Annotated in this window: 17 protein-coding genes; 12 read left to right on the forward strand and 5 right to left on the reverse strand. The window is 45.2% G+C overall.

The features are described 5' to 3' along the window. The first annotated feature begins 238 nt into the window (after positions 1 to 238). Both PPO43_RS12710 and PPO43_RS16250 read left to right on the forward strand, forming a co-directional pair. A complete protein-coding gene (locus tag PPO43_RS12710) occupies positions 239 to 1546 on the forward strand; it encodes a DUF2851 family protein (protein ID WP_272618348.1) in 1308 nt (435 codons plus the stop codon). A 351-nt stretch (positions 1547 to 1897) separates the two neighbouring features. Then, on the forward strand, positions 1898 to 2029 hold the full coding sequence (locus tag PPO43_RS16250; RefSeq protein WP_442985425.1) for a hypothetical protein: 132 nt from the start codon (positions 1898 to 1900) through the stop codon (positions 2027 to 2029). 387 nt (positions 2030 to 2416) lie between these two features. Here the strand turns inward: PPO43_RS16250 and PPO43_RS12715 are convergent, their stop codons facing one another. Both PPO43_RS12715 and PPO43_RS12720 read right to left on the reverse strand, forming a co-directional pair. Further along, complete coding sequence (locus tag PPO43_RS12715; protein ID WP_272618350.1) at positions 2417 to 2671, reverse strand: hypothetical protein; 255 nt, start codon at positions 2669 to 2671, stop codon at positions 2417 to 2419. A gap of 82 nt (positions 2672 to 2753) precedes the next feature. Further along, positions 2754 to 3194, reverse strand: a complete 441-nt coding sequence (locus PPO43_RS12720; protein WP_272618352.1) for a hypothetical protein — start codon at positions 3192 to 3194, stop codon at positions 2754 to 2756. Positions 3195 to 3439: 245 nt separating this feature from the next. On the opposite strand from PPO43_RS12720, the gene PPO43_RS12725 reads away from it, so the two are divergent. Next, the gene (locus PPO43_RS12725; RefSeq protein WP_272618355.1) at positions 3440 to 4243 is read left to right on the forward strand and encodes a hypothetical protein; all 804 of its coding nucleotides are present in this window, start codon (positions 3440 to 3442) and stop codon (positions 4241 to 4243) included. 43 nt (positions 4244 to 4286) lie between these two features. On the opposite strand, the gene PPO43_RS12730 is transcribed toward PPO43_RS12725, so the two are convergent. Beyond that, positions 4287 to 6026 (reverse strand): peptidase domain-containing ABC transporter, encoded by a 1740-nt coding sequence (locus PPO43_RS12730; protein ID WP_272618357.1) that lies wholly within the window; start codon positions 6024 to 6026, stop codon positions 4287 to 4289. Between the two features lie 89 nt (positions 6027 to 6115). Here PPO43_RS12730 and PPO43_RS12735 point away from each other — a divergent pair, with 89 nt between their 5' ends. The 4 genes from PPO43_RS12735 (at position 6116) to PPO43_RS12750 (ending at position 8812) form a co-directional block, all read left to right on the forward strand. Next, complete coding sequence (locus PPO43_RS12735; protein ID WP_272618359.1) at positions 6116 to 6781, forward strand: YggS family pyridoxal phosphate-dependent enzyme; 666 nt, start codon at positions 6116 to 6118, stop codon at positions 6779 to 6781. A 172-nt stretch (positions 6782 to 6953) separates the two neighbouring features. Further along, a complete protein-coding gene (locus PPO43_RS12740; protein ID WP_272618361.1) occupies positions 6954 to 7541 on the forward strand; it encodes a methyltransferase domain-containing protein in 588 nt (195 codons plus the stop codon). Positions 7542 to 7597: 56 nt separating this feature from the next. Next, positions 7598 to 8035: a hypothetical protein gene (locus PPO43_RS12745; RefSeq protein WP_272618363.1), complete on the forward strand. Its 438-nt coding sequence runs from the start codon at positions 7598 to 7600 to the stop codon at positions 8033 to 8035. A 6-nt stretch (positions 8036 to 8041) separates the two neighbouring features. After that, positions 8042 to 8812: a Rossmann-like and DUF2520 domain-containing protein gene (locus tag PPO43_RS12750; RefSeq protein WP_272618365.1), complete on the forward strand. Its 771-nt coding sequence runs from the start codon at positions 8042 to 8044 to the stop codon at positions 8810 to 8812. A gap of 254 nt (positions 8813 to 9066) precedes the next feature. On the opposite strand, the gene PPO43_RS12755 is transcribed toward PPO43_RS12750, so the two are convergent. Further along, positions 9067 to 10509 (reverse strand): phytoene desaturase family protein, encoded by a 1443-nt coding sequence (locus PPO43_RS12755; RefSeq protein WP_272618367.1) that lies wholly within the window; start codon positions 10507 to 10509, stop codon positions 9067 to 9069. Positions 10510 to 10799: 290 nt separating this feature from the next. Here PPO43_RS12755 and folE point away from each other — a divergent pair, with 290 nt between their 5' ends. After that, a complete protein-coding gene (gene folE / locus PPO43_RS12760) occupies positions 10800 to 11495 on the forward strand; it encodes a GTP cyclohydrolase I FolE (RefSeq protein WP_272618369.1) in 696 nt (231 codons plus the stop codon). A 318-nt stretch (positions 11496 to 11813) separates the two neighbouring features. After that, positions 11814 to 12503: a tRNA (5-methylaminomethyl-2-thiouridine)(34)-methyltransferase MnmD gene (gene mnmD, locus PPO43_RS12765; RefSeq protein WP_272618371.1), complete on the forward strand. Its 690-nt coding sequence runs from the start codon at positions 11814 to 11816 to the stop codon at positions 12501 to 12503. Between the two features lie 44 nt (positions 12504 to 12547). Here the strand turns inward: mnmD and PPO43_RS12770 are convergent, their stop codons facing one another. Continuing rightward, a complete protein-coding gene (locus PPO43_RS12770) occupies positions 12548 to 13837 on the reverse strand; it encodes a serine hydrolase (protein ID WP_272618373.1) in 1290 nt (429 codons plus the stop codon). 156 nt (positions 13838 to 13993) lie between these two features. Here PPO43_RS12770 and PPO43_RS12775 point away from each other — a divergent pair, with 156 nt between their 5' ends. The 3 genes from PPO43_RS12775 (at position 13994) to PPO43_RS12785 (ending at position 17170) form a co-directional block, all read left to right on the forward strand. Next, positions 13994 to 14344 carry a hypothetical protein gene (locus PPO43_RS12775; protein WP_272618375.1) on the forward strand — a complete coding sequence of 117 codons (351 nt, stop codon included), beginning with the start codon at positions 13994 to 13996 and terminating at the stop codon, positions 14342 to 14344. Between the two features lie 180 nt (positions 14345 to 14524). Next, positions 14525 to 16657, forward strand: a complete 2133-nt coding sequence (gene ligA / locus PPO43_RS12780) for an NAD-dependent DNA ligase LigA (protein WP_272618377.1) — start codon at positions 14525 to 14527, stop codon at positions 16655 to 16657. A 12-nt stretch (positions 16658 to 16669) separates the two neighbouring features. Further along, complete coding sequence (locus PPO43_RS12785; RefSeq protein ID WP_272618379.1) at positions 16670 to 17170, forward strand: YbjN domain-containing protein; 501 nt, start codon at positions 16670 to 16672, stop codon at positions 17168 to 17170. Positions 17171 to 17339: the final 169 nt, after the last annotated feature.

A 17339-nucleotide genomic window follows, 5' to 3' on the forward strand; every position in this document is an offset into this window, starting at 1 on the left:
TCGCTACGCTCAGGTCGGGCTGTGTCGCAGCTCGCTATTCGCTCGGCCCTTCAGCGCTTTCAGCGCTTCGGTCTGGCGCTTCGCGCCACTGCTGTCCATCCCTCAGCCAGGCTGGGCTTTGCCCAGCCTTCGTTCGCCAGCGCATAAGTTTGATCAAACATTATTGTAAACAAAATAATTATTTTGTTGCGCCTAGCGTTATTTTTAGCTAACTTTAATTGTACTTAAAAATTTAGCTATGAGTAAATATCCTTTTCCCGAAGCTTTTTTGCATTATATCTGGCGCTTTCAATTATACGATAAGCGTTTTTTGCGCACTGCCGAGGGCCAAGAAATTCAATTAGTTTATCCGGGCCATTGGAACCAACATGCCGCAGGGCCCGATTTTTCAGATGCCCGAATTTATATTGGGGGCACGCTTTGGGCCGGGCAGGTAGAGGTCCATAAAAAAGCCTCTGATTGGTTGCGACATGGACACCAAAATGATCCCAATTATGAAAACGTCATTTTGCACTTAGTTTATGATGAGGACCAAATTATTCGGCGGACAGATGGCAGCCGTTTGCCTGCTTTGGCTTTGCGGGGACGAATTTCCCCCGCGCTTTTTGAGCAAGGCATGCGCTTACTGGGCGAGCTAGAACAGCCGATTGCCTGTGGGCCACAACTCCCGAAAATAGATCCTCTGGAATGGTCCATTTGGTTAGAGCGCCTAAGCATTGAACGTTTGGAGCAAAAAGCTGCAGCTTTGGGCAAGCGCCTAGCAGACTGGAGAGGCGATTGGATGGCCTGCTTTTATGAACAGCTCATTGGGCAATTTGGTTTGGGCCAAAATGCCGAAAGCTTTCAGCGATTGGGGCAGGCTTTGCCTTATCGGCTTTGGCGGAAGTACTTGGGGCAGCCCAAGCAGCTAGAAGCCTTGTTTTTTGGTCGAGCGGGCTTTTTGGTCCAAACAGAAGATGAATATAGCCGTGTTTTGGCCCAAGAATACGCTTATTTGCAAGAGAAGGAGCTTCTGGGAGGAGATCTGCCCTTAGCTTGGAATTTTGGTGGGCTGCGCCCCTCTGCCTTACCTAGTTTTCGCTTAGCGCTTTTGGTGGAGCTTTTACAAGTAGAAGATCTTTGGTCCAAATTTATGGAAAGCCAATCCGTCAAAACCTTAGAAAAGTTGTTTGGCGTGAAAATAAAATCTACTTATTGGCTTAGTCATTACCGCTTTGGGAAAAAAAGCCAGCTCCGCAAGCAAAAAAGTTTGGGCAAAGAAAGCATACAGTTATTATTGATTAACTTTTTGCTGCCTTTTCGCTTTTTGTATGCACAGGCTAAGGGACAAGACAAAGAAATTGATTTGTTGCTCAATTTATTGGGCCAATTGCCTGCAGAGCAGAATCAAATTTTAAGAAATTGGGCCCAATGGGGGAGAGCGGCTGCAGATGCGCAGCAATCGCAGGCCCTAATCCAATTGTATAAGTGTTATTGTTTGGAGCGCCGTTGCTTGTCTTGTAGTATTGGACACCGCTTGATTCGGAATCAAGCATTGGACCGATAAAACGGCCCAATTTGGCCGAAGGCCAAAACGGCTGAGGGATGGACAGTGGTGGCCGAAGGCCAGACCCAAGTTTTTTGAAGCGAAGCGAAAAAAACTGCAGGGCCAAGCGAATAGCGAGCCACGATACAGCCCGACCCGCCCGCAGGGCGGGGCAGCCCCAAATCTGAAAACCAAAAAGAACATAAAAAAATAAGCCCAGAACTAAAAACTTAATCATATTAAAGGCTCACTAATTCTAATACGATCGTTTCAATTCCGTAAAGGTGCAATTAAAGGGACGACTGGAAAACTCAAGCTCAAAACCTACTCTAAGTTTCAATTCCGTAAAGGTGCAATTAAAGGTAACCTTCTATGCTCAAGATGGCAGGTTCTTTATATCGTTTCAATTCCGTAAAGGTGCAATTAAAGGAACAATGGAGCGAAGCGACACGGCAGAATATTGACAGTTTCAATTCCGTAAAGGTGCAATTAAAGGCCGTATAAATATAGCCTTTTTATTCCCTAAAAATGGGCCTTTCTAGCTCTTTTTTATCCGCTAAAATCTGTCGACCTCTAATAAGCGGAAAACCCTTGGGGATCGACAGGTTTATAAAGTGCTGTAAAATAGTAGATTATGTATTTTCTGTAATTTGTTTCTACTTTATCCCCTCTTTTTAAGCGAGGTCGACAGATGGAGCCTGCTGGCCTAGTGCTGCGGAGAGGGACCAAAGAGCCTTTTTAGATAGGTTAAAACCCTGCACAAAACAGTATCGCTTTATGCTGAGCATTCTAACTTTCTCCCATCTTGAAAAAAGGATACAAAATTTTAAAGCATAAAAAAAGGCACCCAACAAAAGTTGAGCGCCTTTCTTATCTTAGATCTACTATAGACTAGTGATCGTGACCTTCGTGGCTTTCTTCTTTAGCTTCGCCTTCAGCAGGAGCTTCTTCAGTAGCAGGAGCTTCTTCGGTAACTTCTTCAGTAGCAGGAGCAGCTTCAGGTTTAGCAGCCTCTTCAGGTTTAGCTTCTTCACCACCTTCTTGGGTAGTTTTTTCAGGTTGAGCTTCTTGTTTAGGAGCTTCGCCGCCGCAAGAAGTGATAGCAAAAGCGAAAACCATTACGAACAATAGATTCAAAAATTTCATGGTTGGAATGTTTGATAGATCAAAAAATGTGAATAGTCTGAATATATACAATAAGTGATTATTGTCTAAAAGAGGGGAGCGCCTAGCGCTCGAGAATAACGGGACTCTCTTCTCCTTCGAGAGATTTAGTGATAAGGCTTAGCTTGTTTTCTTCCCATTGGTCAATGAGCCAAGTTTCTGGAGCGCCATCACTATTAGTCACCTTAATTAGGTTTTCTTCTTTGACAAATTCGTAGGTTGCGCTGCTCTTACCATCTTTGTTGAGCATCGATACCTCTCCGTCGACATTGAATTCAATGACTAGGGATCCTTTTTCTACTTTTTCGTTGTTCATGTCAACAACAAACCACTTGCCTAAAAGTGTTTTTTCGGCAGCCTTGGCTGCTTCTTCTTTTTGGCTAGAATCCTGAGCATTTACAGCTTTGGGATCTTCGTTGTTTTCCGCTTTGGGAGCTTCATTGTTGCAAGAAAAAAGGAGAATGCTAAAGAGCAAAAAAAGGAAAGGGTGAAAAACCTTATTCATTTATATGAGGTATAATTTTGACTTGAGCTTAACTTCAAGCTTCGGGTTCATTTAAAAAGCGGCTACAAAATTAAACAAAAGTCTATTAAGCCATTTAAATCCTAGGTTAATTTTTGTTGTATTCTTGTTTTTTTTTGAGCGTGCCCATTTTTGTTCATGAAAACTAGGAAATAATCTATAAATTATACGCCTTTACAAGATGTAGTAGCTGCAATTTATTAAGTTTTTTTTAACAGCCTAGTGATATGGACCCCAAACATCAAAAAAATTTAGATTTTCTGCAAGAACAGAGTCCTTTGAGCGCAGAAGATAACCTAGAAATTTTTGAGCGGCATAAATATGATTTGCGGCTTTCTTTGTGGGAGGCGCTTTGGCCAAAGGAAGAAAAGGAAGCCTTATTTTTGATTTATGAGGGGGGCAATTACGAGTTGTCAGAACGTTTGCAGGCTCTAGAAAAGTTGCTGCTATTTTACTGTCCCAATCCTAAATTTAAGGCCATTATGTTGGACTTAAAGCGGAGGAAGACCGTGAAAATTAAGCCCACAACTGCCGAAAATTTGCAAAAGTTCCGAAGGATTCCAACAAAAGCAGAAATTTTTAGATTTTTTGATGCCTTGGGAAGTAAAGATGAAGTTTTAGCGAGTCGTTTGTTGCTGGGCCTGCAAGATTTTGGTCGAGAAGTAGCCACTCAAGAGCGTTATATTCAGATGATGGCGGAGGCCGATGATTTATCCTTAGCCGATGCGGCTCTTACGCTTTTGGCCCGAATTCCAGGGGCTTTTGCTCGTTCTTTACCGCTATATCAGTTTTTATTGCATCAACCGAATCGCCGTTTTCAGGTACTTAAAAATTTGCAAGGGGCTAGGGGGCTAAATCCAGAGTTATTATTCAGCTTTTTTCGGCCTATCATTGGCGAATATGAGCGTTTGGCGCGTAAGGAGGGAATGATGAACGATCTTTGGCCAGAAATGCAACTGATTCGGAGCATTTTGGCCAATAATGGGGGAGGGGGCCGAGTCTGGCAATTTGAATCGGAAGTATTGAGGTAAGCATAAAAAAAGACCAAAGCTAATTTAGCTTTGGTCTTTTTATTTAACCCTCGCAGCCATCAAATAGCTCATTGAAGTAGGACTGTTTTTTTAGCTCATTATAACAGCCGTTAAAAATAATCTCTCCCTTATCCAAAACAATGACTCGTTTACAACGAGCGGCTAGTTCAGACGAACGACTAACAGCAACTAAGGTCCAAGGTGCATTGGGCGCAGTAAGTAAATTTGTCAACATCCGCTTTTCTCTACTCTCTAAACCAACCAAGAGGTTTTCTGCAGCTAAAAAGCGCGGATGGTCCACAATACAACGGGCCAATAAAATCTTTTTGATTGTAGATTGCGATAGCCCTTGTCCATCTGAGGGAATAACGGCATCTAATCCCTCAGGATGCTCCTGTAAAAAGCGATCTAAGCCCACCGCTCTACAAGTAGATAGAACATCTTGGGCCGTAACATCTTTACGCCCCATGGTAATATTCTCTCTAAGGCTGCCAAAAAATAAGTGCTCCTCCCGCAAGTAATCGCCCATATAAGAGCGCAAACTACTCAAATTGAGGTTGCGAATAGGCATTTGATTATAGTCAATGGTTCCCTTGAAGTTTTGGTAAAGCCCTAGTAAAATCCGCAAAAGCGTCGTTTTGCCCGAATCGGCAAATCCAGTGATACAAAGGTGCTCACTCCCCCCCAATTCAAAAGAAATATCTCGGAGGACAGGGGGCATTAAGGGTTCTGGATGATAGCTCATTTTATGCACCCGCAAATGAATGCCTTTGTTGCCCACAATTTCTTTAAAATCAATTCCCTTTTCCTCCTCCAATGGCAAATCGGTTACATGGGCAATCTTTTCAATAGCCGTGAGTACGTCAAAAACAGTTTCCATACTCAAGATGATCTTTTCTAAGGCATTGAGCACCATGATGATCATAATCTCTGCAGCGACAAATTGCCCAATGTTCATCTCATTCGAAATAACTAAACCACCACCCAATAACAAAAGAGCCAAAGTAGCCCCACCCCGAACACCAACCATGCTCATAAACTGCTGCCGGTAGACCGCAAAGTGACTTTGCCGATGCTTGAGGTAACTGCCCACCAACTCATCCGTTTTTTCTAAAGGATATTGCGTGCGACCTGCCAATTTAAAAGAGCCCATGGTCCGCCCCAATTCCTCTAACCAATAAGCAACTTTGTACTTATACTTAGACTCTCGCAAACTACTCGCTAAACCCTCTTGATAAGTGAAATACAAAATGGCAAAAAGAACCAAAAGTAAAGTCAAACCAAAAAAGACAAAGAAAGGATGATAGGTGGCCAACAAAATAAGCCCAAATAAAATCTGCAAAACAGAAGCGGGCAAATCAATGATGAGCTTGGGCACCCCCTTTTGCACCGATAAGGTATCAAAAAAACGGTTGGCCAGTTCCGGCGCATAAGCCTCCCGAATGCTTTCCATCTTAAATCTTGGAATCCGATAGGCAAACTCAAAAGCCGAACGAGTAAATATCCGCTGCTGAATCCCCTCCGCAATCAAAACTTGCATATAACGCGTAATCCCTACCGCTACACTGGCCCCCGTAATGATAAAACAGAGGGTGTACCAACTGGTCGTCGTCTCCCCAATCGCAATGTAGTTAATTATAGCTTGAATACCCAAGGGAATGCCAAGGCCCAAAAGACCCGCAAAAAAGGCGTAAAAACTGACTAAATAAATATCTTTGCGGTCAAGGTACAACATCTTGCCGAGCCGCTTGAAGGGCGTTAGAGAAGGCTTAATCTGAGCCATAAAGTGATTTAGAAGGGCTTAAAATGATAGTATTACTATCGAAAATACGGTTTCCTATTCCACAACAGCAAAAAAAAGCAAAGGTTTTTATGCTAAATTTAGATTTTTATAAAAATATTAAGGAAGAGTTAGCAGATGGCCCCACCCAACTGGTGGCCGTTTCTAAAACTAAACCCGCGGCCGCTATTCAGGCCCTATATGAGCAAGGACAACGCATTTTTGGAGAGAACAAAGTGCAGGAATTAGTAGATAAAGCAGCCCTTTTGCCCCAAGATATCCAATGGCATCTCATCGGCCATCTACAGCGCAATAAAGTGAAATATATCGCCCCTTTTGTGAGCCTTATTCATGCCGTTGATAGCCTCCGACTTTTAAAGGAAATTAACAAAGAGGCAAAAAAAAATAACAGAATTATTTCCTGTCTGCTCCAATTCCATATCGCTCAAGAAGATAGTAAATTTGGCCTCGATTTGGCCGAAGCAAAAGCATTGTTGCAGTCCGAAGACTACGCCCAAATGCAACATATCAAAATTGTCGGCCTGATGGGAATGGCCAGTTTTACCGATAATCAAGAACAGGTTTTGGCCGAGTTTGGCCAATTAGCCAACTATTTCCAAGAACTCAAAGCAGCATTTTTTGCCCAAAATGACGACTTTAAAGAGCTCTCTATGGGCATGTCTGGCGATTACCAACTGGCCCTGCAAGAAGGTAGCACTCTCGTCCGTATCGGCTCTGCCCTTTTTGGCCATCGTTAAAAAGATGATTTGGGGCTGCCCCTCCCTTCGGTCGGGTCGGGCTGTTTCGCAGCTCGCTGATTGCTCGGCCCTGCAGCACTAAAGCGCTTTGGTCTGGCCCTTCGGGCCACTGCTGTCCATCCCTCAGCCTGCGGCGGCTTCGCCGCCTGCAAAACCGCAAAATAAAACCAGCATGAAAGAGGAACTTTCCGCAAATTATTGGCAAGGACGATATCTGGACCAAAATACGGGCTGGAACGCAGGCCGCTGTACCCGCCCTATCGCTACATATATCGACCAACTCCAAGATGTAAAGCTCAAAATTCTTATTCCAGGCTGTGGCCATGGCCATGAAGCTCAATATCTCTACGAAAAAGGCTTTCGCAATATCCACCTCTGCGATTGGGCCCAAAAACCTTTGAACCAACTCCAAGAAAAATTAAGCGAATTACCCGCTAATCACTTCCATCAAGGCGATTTTTTTGCCCTGCAAGAAACAAAGTTCGATCTGATTATTGAGCAAACTTTTTTCTGTGCCCTTCCCCCAAGTTTGCGCCCCCAATACGCCCAAAAAATGGCTAGCCTATTGGCTCCTTCAGGCCAACTTATTGGTCTACTCTTCAAATTTCCACTAACAGAAGCTGGACCTCCTTTTGGCGGCAGCCTTGCCGAGTACCAACAACTTTTTAGCCCCCATTTTGCTGAAGTCCAAATAACAGATTGCTACAATTCGATTAAGCCTCGTTCAGGCAACGAATATTTTGTACAACTGCGTCCCTAAGGTTTGTCTAGCTCCCTAAGATAACTTATCTTTAGGAACTCAAAAGACCATTCACTATGCTTCGTTACTACACTATTTTTTGTTTGTTCGGTTTGCTCTTTTCTTGCCAAAATGAGTCGATAAATTCTCCTTTAACTCAACAACATAAATTGGAGCTGGAGGAGCTGCGCTCTGTTGTGAAAGAAGAACGAGCAGAGCGCAGAATCAATTGGGCCAAAATAGATTTGGAGCAAATTCCACATATTTCGGAGCAAAGTAAAGTACTGCAAGAAGGCCTAAAAGTTTCTTTAGAAACAGAAGACAAAAATGAGTCTTTGGTCTGTAGTATTCTAGACCAAAACGGAGCTTTGCAACAACAGTTTTTTCCCCCCATTCAAGCAGGGAAAAAACAAAAACTAAATTTAGATTTTAGCCAATTCCAAGCTGGCGAATATTATGTGGTCATCCTTGGAGAGGCAACCTACCGCCGTTTTTCGGTGGCCAAATTGCGCTAATACAAGATGCAAATACATATTATAGGTACAGGTAAGGTCGGGCAAGCGCTCGGCCATGCTTTTTTTAGGGCAGGACATAGTATTGGCCAATGCTATAGCCGAACTGCAGAAAAGGCCCAAGCCACAGCTCAAGCCTTAGGGGGGCAAGCCGTTTATCAATTGGACCAATTGAGCAATGAAGCTGGCTACTACCTTTTAGCCGTCCACGATCGAGCTATTTCTGAAGTATTGGCCCAATTGCCCGAAGGTATCCGCCAAGAACGACTGATTTTACATTGCTCTGGCGCTACGCCATTGAGCGCGCTAGCCGCAGCCAAACAATACGGCATTTTTTATCCCTTGCAAAGCTTTCATGAAGGTTATCAACCCGATTTGGCCAGCATCCCCATCTGTTTGGCGGCTTCTTCGCCTGCTTTATTGGAGGAGCTCAAGTCTTTGGCCGAATCCTTAGCCTGTCGCTATCATTTGTTAGAGGAGGAGCAATGGCCCGCCCTGCATTTGGCTGCCGTTATGGTTAATAATTTTAGCAATTATCTTTTTGCCATGGGCCAGACAATTTGTGAGCAAGCCCAAATTGACCCAGAAATTCTTTTTCCGCTTATTTTGCAAACAGCGCAGCGCTTAGAAGAAGGACCCGCCAAAGCTTTTCAGACGGGGCCCGCTATTCGGGGCGACCAAAGCAGTATGCAAAAGCATCAAGCCTATTTGGCAGCGCATCAACCGCAGTTGCAGGCCCTCTACCAATTGCTCAGTAAACGTATTGAGGAAGACCTTTAACTGCTTGGTCCATTTTGCAGTGGACAGGGCGCGAAGCGCCCGCAGGCCTAGCGATGTGCAGCAGTGGCCGTTAGGCCAGACCAAGGCAGCTTTGCTGCCGCAGGGCCGAGCAGACCTGCGAGCTGCGAAACGTAGCGCCGACGAGCGAAGCGAGGCGGAGGCCCAAAAACAGCAGCGAGCTGCGACAACAAGGCCTTTAGGCCGCAGTTCGACGACCAAAGGGAGTAACCGCCGACGAGTGAAGGCCCTAAAAACTAGCTATCCAACAACAATTTTCGGTAGGCAATAATGCCCGAAAGGGCCACGCCGGGGATGCCCTGGCCCGGATAAGCGGTGTCGCCACAAAGGTAAGCGCCCTTTTCTAGGCGGGCATCGAGCATTTGCCAAGGTTTGATTTGGAAAAATTGAGGGTAGCCGCCCACAAAGCCAAATTTGCGTTGGGTCCAGCTTTCCCAGCTGCTAGAGGCCGAGCTATGGGTGCACAAAATCTGATCTTTAGCGATATAGCCCTCTTGGTCCAGAACAGTTAGGATTTCTTGTTCTAGGGCCGCCTTGTCTCGAACGGGCCGGCCTGCTGGGTCTGGAATATGCGTAGAAATGGAGGCCACGCCCTGGCCCAAAGGTGCTCGATACCAATCTATGGGATCCGAAAAACTGAGAAAAATACTCTGGCTACCAATTTGCGAAAGTGGCTGTTTGAGGTGAATTTGGTGGTGCAAAATGGGGGAATCCTCTCGGCGATTAAAGCCAATTCCCAATTGAAAAGCAGAGTTGAGCTGGGGACTGTCTAAAATGCGCTTTTGGTAGCGTTTATGCAGTTGGGGATCGGGCCAAATATCGAGTAAATTATTGATGGGAATGCCTGAAATTAGGCGGTCAAAAGCCATGGCCCCCTGATTGCTTTGCAGGATATATTGCCCATTTTTTCGGCTGATTTGCTCTACTTTTGTTTTGAGATGAAGCTGTCCGCCCTGCTCCTCAATATAATCGCAAAACGGCTTGACCAATTGATAGAGGCCGCCATAAACATAATAATTGCCAAAAAGAGTGTAGCAAAGGGCCGTGGCGCCAAACAAAATATTGACTTCCTCCAAATAATTTTGGGCCGTAATGAGCAATTGCTCATTGACAAAGGCGATAAAATCGGGATTTTTATCAAGGCCATATTGCTGCAAAAGTTGTTTCATCGAGCGAAAGGCAAGTCCCGCAAAAGCCAACTGCTTGGGCCGAAACCCCTTGAGCATAGGCCCTAAATCTCGCCAAGAAGAGGGCGGGAAACTTTGTTGTTGCAAAGAGGTTTGCCAAACAAACTGACTAATTGTATAGCAGCGTCGCCAAAATGCGGCCTGCCCTTTAGGGCCAAAAACGCGCTCAGCCTCCCTAATCCAATCATCTAGATGTGCAAAGCGCTCTAAAGTTTGGCCATTTTTAAGCCGAACTTGCATCGGGCGCTCCAAGAGCTTTAGGTCAAGCTGAATACCCGTTTGTTGCAAAATATAGTGCAAGGGCATACCTTCATCTAATCCCACTACAGTTGTGGCACCAGCCTCAAAAATAAACCCTTTTCGATAATAAGAGCTCGTGCAACCCCCAGGCAAATAATTTTGTTCTATAATATGGACAGCATGTCCTTTTTTAGCCAAAAGGGCCCCCGCAGAAAGGCTGCCCATGCCTGATCCAATGATACCAATCTTCATTTTTGCGCCAAAGTTTTTTTTTAACTAGTCTAAGTAGTATTTTAAACAAAAGAAAGTTAGGCCTGTTTGAAATAGGGCCTGAGTTCTACACCTAATTTCCCGAACTGCGCAAACTGCCTACTCTAAATCAGTATATTCTCTTAGCTTTGTGGTTTTGAGCTTGGTGCAAATTTTGCGAATGAGCGCACAAACCAACCGTAAAATTCAGTCGTATTCAGCGACGTATAAAGTAGCAGAGCTTTTTCTGAATTTTTTATCTGCCTATTTTTTCAGAAGTAAATTCAACCAAGATGAACCAATCCGTGAAAACACTTACTGCCGAAGAGCAGGCCCTATTTGATGAAATGGGGGACCAACATATTCTCAGCTCCATTGATACCCCCATGCGCGAGGATGCCTTTTTGCTTTCTGATGAGGAAAAGATTGAACAAATCCAAACGCATTTTAAAGCCATTATGGAAATCATGGGCCTCGATCTTAGCGATGATTCGCTAAAAGGTACGCCTTATCGGGTGGCCAAAATGTATATTAAAGAGATTTTTAGCGGCCTCAATCCCGCCAACAAACCCAAAGTTGCACTTTTCGAAAATAAATATCAGTATGAGGAAATGCTGATTGAAAAGAACATTTTGCTGCAATCTACCTGCGAACACCACTTTTTGCCCATTTATGGCAAGGCGCATGTCGCCTATATCCCCAATGGCAAAGTGATTGGCCTCTCCAAAATTAACCGATTGGTGCAGTATTATGCCAAACGTCCGCAGGTCCAAGAGCGCCTAAGTCGCCAAATTCTAGAAGAACTAAAAGCTAGCCTTGGCACCGATGATGTGGCCGTTTATATTGATGCCAAACATATGTGCGTCTCTACCCGAGGCATCCAAGATATATCTAGTAGTACGGTAACAACCGCCTACAGTGGACAATTTGAAAAGGAGCAATTCCGCAAGGAGTTTTTAGCTGCCATCCACAATGATGTTCGCTACTAAATAAAAGTTGCGCCTTACCGCTAGATGTTTATTGTTGTAGGTCCTCTGAGAAGAGGGCCTTTTTTTTGGGGCTGCCCCTCGCTTCGCTCGGGTCGGGCTATGTCGTGGCTCGCAGTTCTGCTCGGCCCTGCGCAAAAAATGCAAAGCATTTTTGCTTGGTCTGCGGCTGCGCCGCACCACTTTCTATCCCTCAGCCTGCGGGCGCTTCGCGCCCTGTCCACTGCAAATCTAATAGACCAACTAAACAACTTCTATTCTTGGGTTGTTGTATAGACATCAAAAAAACTTATTTTGCCCTGATTCAATTCAGTTTATTATATGCAAGCAGATTCTAACGCTAAAATTATTCTTACCGATGACGGCTCTCATAGCCTAGAATCGGCACAGTTCGAGGCCAGTTATCATTCAACACATGGGGCCATTCAAGAAACCGATACGGTTTTTATCCAAGCCGCTTTAGCCCATCAATTGAGCAAGGCGCCTGAACAATTAGCCATTCTAGAAATTGGTTTTGGCACAGGTCTCAATGCACTCATGAGCTATTTGTATAGCCAAAAAGAAGCCCCCCAATGCCAAATTCAGTATTTGGCCCTAGAGGCTTACCCTATTAGCAGCGAAACAGCCGCTGCACTAAACTATACCGAAGAATTGGCCGCTGCAGCTAGCCAAGATACTTTTTTAGCCATGCATAGCTTGCCCAACCGCTGGCAAACCTTGGCCGAAAACTTTAACTTCTGCTTGAATATTCAGCGCTTTGAAGAATTAACCGCCCAAAACGCCTTTGATATTGTCTATTACGATGCTTTTTCGCCAAATGTACAAGCTGAACTTTGGGAGGAGCCCATGCTCAAAAAGATTTATGAGGCTATGCGTCCCGGCGCTTGCCTAAGTACCTACTGCGCTAAAGGTGCCTTCAAGCGATTGCTCAAAAGCATAGGCTTTAGGGTAGAAGCTTTGCCTGGCCCAAAAGGCAAAAGAGAAATGACTAGAGCCTTTAAAGAGGCCTAAAAAAAAGCCTTGCAATCTTGCAAGGCTTTTTTGTTGAACTAAACTTAGTATTTTACCCAATTCAAGTATTCTCTTTGGCCATTTTGCTCAATCTCTAAAAGATAATAAGCCGCAGGCCAAGAGGTAAAATCAAGTTGAGGGTTATGGCTCTGCCCCGCTTTCAAAACTTTACCCTCAATACTCAATAAGCGCCAGCTAAAGGCCCCAGAAAGGCCCGAAATATGAAGCTCTCCCTGATTTGGATTGGGATAGAGCTGCCATTTTTCTTGCTCCAATTCCACTACCAAACTCGGACAGCTCAAATTATTGATGTAGCTCCAAATATCATTGCAAAGCTCTGCGGGGACATCATAGCCATTGGGCTCTTGGCCCATCCGAATCCAAACTAAATTTTCGGAAGGAACCACATTGATAAATTGCCCATTTTTTCCCAATGCCATATAACAATCACTAGGCGCATTGGGCATTAGTGGTCCCGAAAAACTAAATTGACTGCCAGGCAACAAATAACTGCTCTGTCCATTGAGCCAAGTTAAATAACCATAAGCTGGGTTCAGGGCCTGAGAGGGCCTGCGCATCGCCCCTAAATAAGCGGTATCCGACAAAATACTTTGTCCATCCCATTGTCCATCGGCCAATAACAATAAGCCAAAACGGGCCATAGATCGAGCCGTGCTAAAGTAAACATTGTTATAGCCTAAGGGAACAAAACTCCCATTCATGCCAATGGGCTGCTTAATTTTTTGATTGACATATTGGTTCATACTTAGGCCAGTGGCCTGAGTCAATACCCCATCCAAAAGGGTGTAGGGACCATTGTGGTAGGCCCAACGCAAATCGGGATTAGTAAGATAAATGAGGCAACTATCATCGGTGCAAGTATGGTCCGCCACGCCATCATCCAAACCAGAGGTCATGCTGAGTTGATGAATAATTTGAATGGCTCCCTCTTGTTGAGGCGTACAACTGCTCCAGCCACTGCCCAAATAATGCGAGCTGCTATCGGTTAGACTGAGCTGCCCATCCGCTAGGGCTTGACCAAGTAAAAAGGCCGTTAGGGTTTTGCCCGCTGAGGCCCAATACCAATTATCTGTGGCGCTATGCCCATTAAAGTATTGCTCCAACACAATTTTTCCATCCTTTAAGAGGATAAAGGCTTTACTATCAGCTTGATCTAAAAACTGATAAAGGCTATCTATGCGGCTGTCGCAATAGCCCAAATCCTGAACCGATAGACTATCCCAATTTCCAGCGCTATCTGGAAAGTACAGCCCTTGAGCAGGCAGCAACTGGCCCCAAAACAGGCCCAAGATAGAGAGGTAGATAATTCTCATACATTTTATTTTTTATAATTTAAGCCGCCTACCACAAAAAAAAGGCCCAAAAGAAGGCCAAAAAAAATTAGTTTAACGCTATAAATCTCTTACCTTTCTAAGGCTAAAAAGATCATATCTACTAGCTTACACACTTAATAATTTACCCGATTATCTATGGAACGGAAAACCATTATCCAGTGGAGTATTACTGGAGCTGCGGTCCTTTTTTTTCTGGTCATTCTCATCTATACGATTGATTATATTGCTTATCGCGACGACCGCATCAAAAATAATTTGGCCACCAGCTTTTGCGAATGTACTTTGATGGAAGCGGTCCAAAATGGCGATTATGAATTGCTGGAAGATGGCTTCCAATATGCTACTGGCCTAAATCCCTGCTTTGCAGAAGAATTTGAACCTTATAAAAAGGGACTTTCAGATGCGCAAAGAGAGTTCTTTCTCCAAGATTTGGAGAAGAGAATCTTTAAGCGCTGCCCACATAGTGCAGAGAAAGTTTTTCAATAAATTTGGGCAAGAAACTAGACCAAGCGGTCCTTGGCCTAGCGATGTGTAGGGGTGGCCGAAGGCCAGACCAAAGGCGAAACGAAGTGGAGCCTGAAGGGCCGAGCAGACCTGCGAGCCCCGGAACGTAGCGCCTGCCGTAGGCAGGAGGCCCAAAAAACAAACAACTTTATAAAATAATATATGCGTTACTCTGCTCAAGAGCAAAAAGAATTATTTGAGCGCTCTAAAGCGCTATTGGCCCAAAAGCCATTGCCTACGGAAGAGGCAGTTATTCAGGAACTTATTGCCTTGATTACCTATCACGAATGGCGGTATTATGTGCTAGATCAGCCGCTGTTGAGTGATTATGAATATGATCAATTATTTCGGGAATTGAAGCGTTTGGAAGCCGCTGCGCCCCAATGGGTTTTTCCGCATTCGCCCACTCAGCGGGTGTCTAGCGACCTGACAGAGGGTTTCCCGACGGTAGAGCATCTTACGCCTACGCTTTCTTTGGAGAACTCTGAAAATATGGAGGATCTTCAGGATTTTGAGCAGCGTATTCGTCGTCTTTTGCCCGAAGATTTTGCCCAAAATGAACTGGCCTATTGCGTAGAACCCAAGTTTGATGGGGGAACAATTGTGCTGGTTTACGAAAACGATCAGTTGGTCCGTGCCGCCACTCGTGGAAATGGCGAAAAAGGCGATGAAATCACGGCTAATGCTCGCGCTATTGCCAGCATTCCTCTACAAGCCAATTTTAGTAAATACGGGATCCAAAAAGTGGAGCTCCGAGGAGAGGCGTTGATCCGAAAAGATCGTTTTGAGCGGGTCAATGAAAAGCGTGCTGCCGCAGGAGAAGCCCTTTTTGCCAATCCACGCAATGCAGCAACAGGCTGTTTGCGCCTTAAAGATCCACAACAAGTAAAAGCCCGTGCCCTAGAGGCTTTTGTCTATCAAATGGGCTTTGCCGTTAATGCTGAAGCCGAAAATGTTTTGGACCAATTTGAGAGCCATTGGGATATTTTGGCTTGCTTGGCCGATCTAGGGTTTAAGGTTCCGACTGCCGATAAAGAGCGGGCCCTTTGCCCCAATATTAGCGCCGTAGGCGATTTTTGCGCTCAATGGGAGGCCCAAAGAGAAGAATATGCCTACGAAATTGATGGCATGGTGGTCAAGCTCAATAACTTGGCCCTACAAGAAATTTGTGGCTATACCAGCCATCACCCTCGCTGGGCTATTGCCTATAAATTTACCGCCAAAGAGGCGAGTTCTGTCCTCGAAACCGTAGAATATCAAGTGGGCCGAACGGGCGCTATTACGCCTGTGGCCAAAATTCGCCCCGTCGAGCTGGCTGGCGTGACCGTGAGCTCGGTTTCTCTACATAATGCCGAGCAAATTGCCGAAAAAGATTTGCGCATTGGCGATCATGTTTTGGTCAAAAGAGCAGGGGATGTAATCCCTCAAATCGTTAAACCCCTAGAAGATTTGCGGACCGGGGAGGAGCAGCCTATCGTTTTCCCAAGCAATTGCCCCGTTTGCGATTCTTTGTTGGAACGGCCCGAAGGCGAAGCTGTTTGGCGCTGCATTAACCCCGATTGTGAGGCCCAAACGCTAGAACGCATCAAGCATTTTGTGTCTAAAGGAGCCATGGATATTTCTGGCTTTGGCGCTGCTTATGTCGAGAAGTTTTATGAGGAAGGTTTATTGCACGGCTTGGCCGATGTTTACCGCCTAGATTATGAAAAAATTGCCCAATTTGAGGGTTTTGGCCAGCGCTCTGTAGCCAAATTACAAGAGGCGATTGAGGCCTCAAAAAATCAACCGATATCCCGCCTCATTTATGCCCTTGGCCTGCGTCATGTCGGTTCGGGCAATGCCAAAATCTTGGCAGGCGTGGTTGCCGATATCCGAGAGCTCAAAAATTGGAACATTGAGCAGCTCAGCGAGCTAAAAGATGTAGGACCCAAAATGGCCCAATCGGTCTATGATAGCTTTCAACTGCCTGCTATCCAACAACTGTTGGAGGAACTTGGCGAACTAGGCCTCAACCTCAAACAACTAGAGGAAGAAAAACCCCAAGAAGGTCCAAAAGAAGGTCCCTTTGCCGATAAAAAGGTTCTTTTTACAGGTAGTTTGCAACAAATGAGCCGCTCCGAAGCTAAAAAACGCCTGCTGGCCGCTGGAGGTATTGCCGCCTCTTCGGTCTCCAAAAATCTAGACTTTTTGGTGGTGGGCGAAAAAGCCGGCTCCAAACTTAAAAAAGCCCAAGATTTGGGCATCAATATCCTTACAGAAGCAGAATTTTTAGCCCAACTAGACGGGCAGTCGTAAATAATAATAACCATGAAACAACTAGCTGATTACCAAGCAACCATTGAAGCGGCTATCCAGAAATTGGGCGTAGATCCCAAAGTTTGCCGCACCGACAAAGATAACCGCTGGCATTTGCATCGCGGCAATGCCCAAATTGTGGTCCTCCTCAGAGAATCAACTACTTTTGAGCAGAAAAAACGCCCTAGTCTCGTGATCGTTTCGCCTATCGTTGTGGTGCCCGCCGCTATCGAGGCCCGCCAAGAACTACTCGAGCTGATCCTCAAAACAAACCACCAACTCATTACCGAAAGCTTCTCTCTGACCAGAGAACAGGCTGGCCATGAGGTGGTTTACCTTAGCTCTACCTACTTTATCGAGGAGATGAGCATCGAGGAAATCGAGTACTCGCTCAGTAGCCTCAGCTATTTTGCCCTGCAATTTAGCAGCATGTTGCAAAAGCGCTTTATGGGCATCGACAATAAAGAAAATGCCGAAAAAGAACATACGCCTTTTAAACTAGATGATGAGTAAGATCTAGTTTTTTTGGGGCTGCCCCTTCCGCTAGGTTAAAACCCAGCGCAAAGCGGTATCGCTTTGCGAAGCTACACAAAATGAGGGTTGAAACCCTCATGAATTATTGGTCGGGTCGGGCTGTGTCGCAGCTCGCTGTTCGCTCGGCCCTGCACCGCCTTCGGCGGCT

Source organism: Saprospira sp. CCB-QB6, from assembly GCF_028464065.1.
Taxonomy (GTDB): domain Bacteria; phylum Bacteroidota; class Bacteroidia; order Chitinophagales; family Saprospiraceae; genus Saprospira.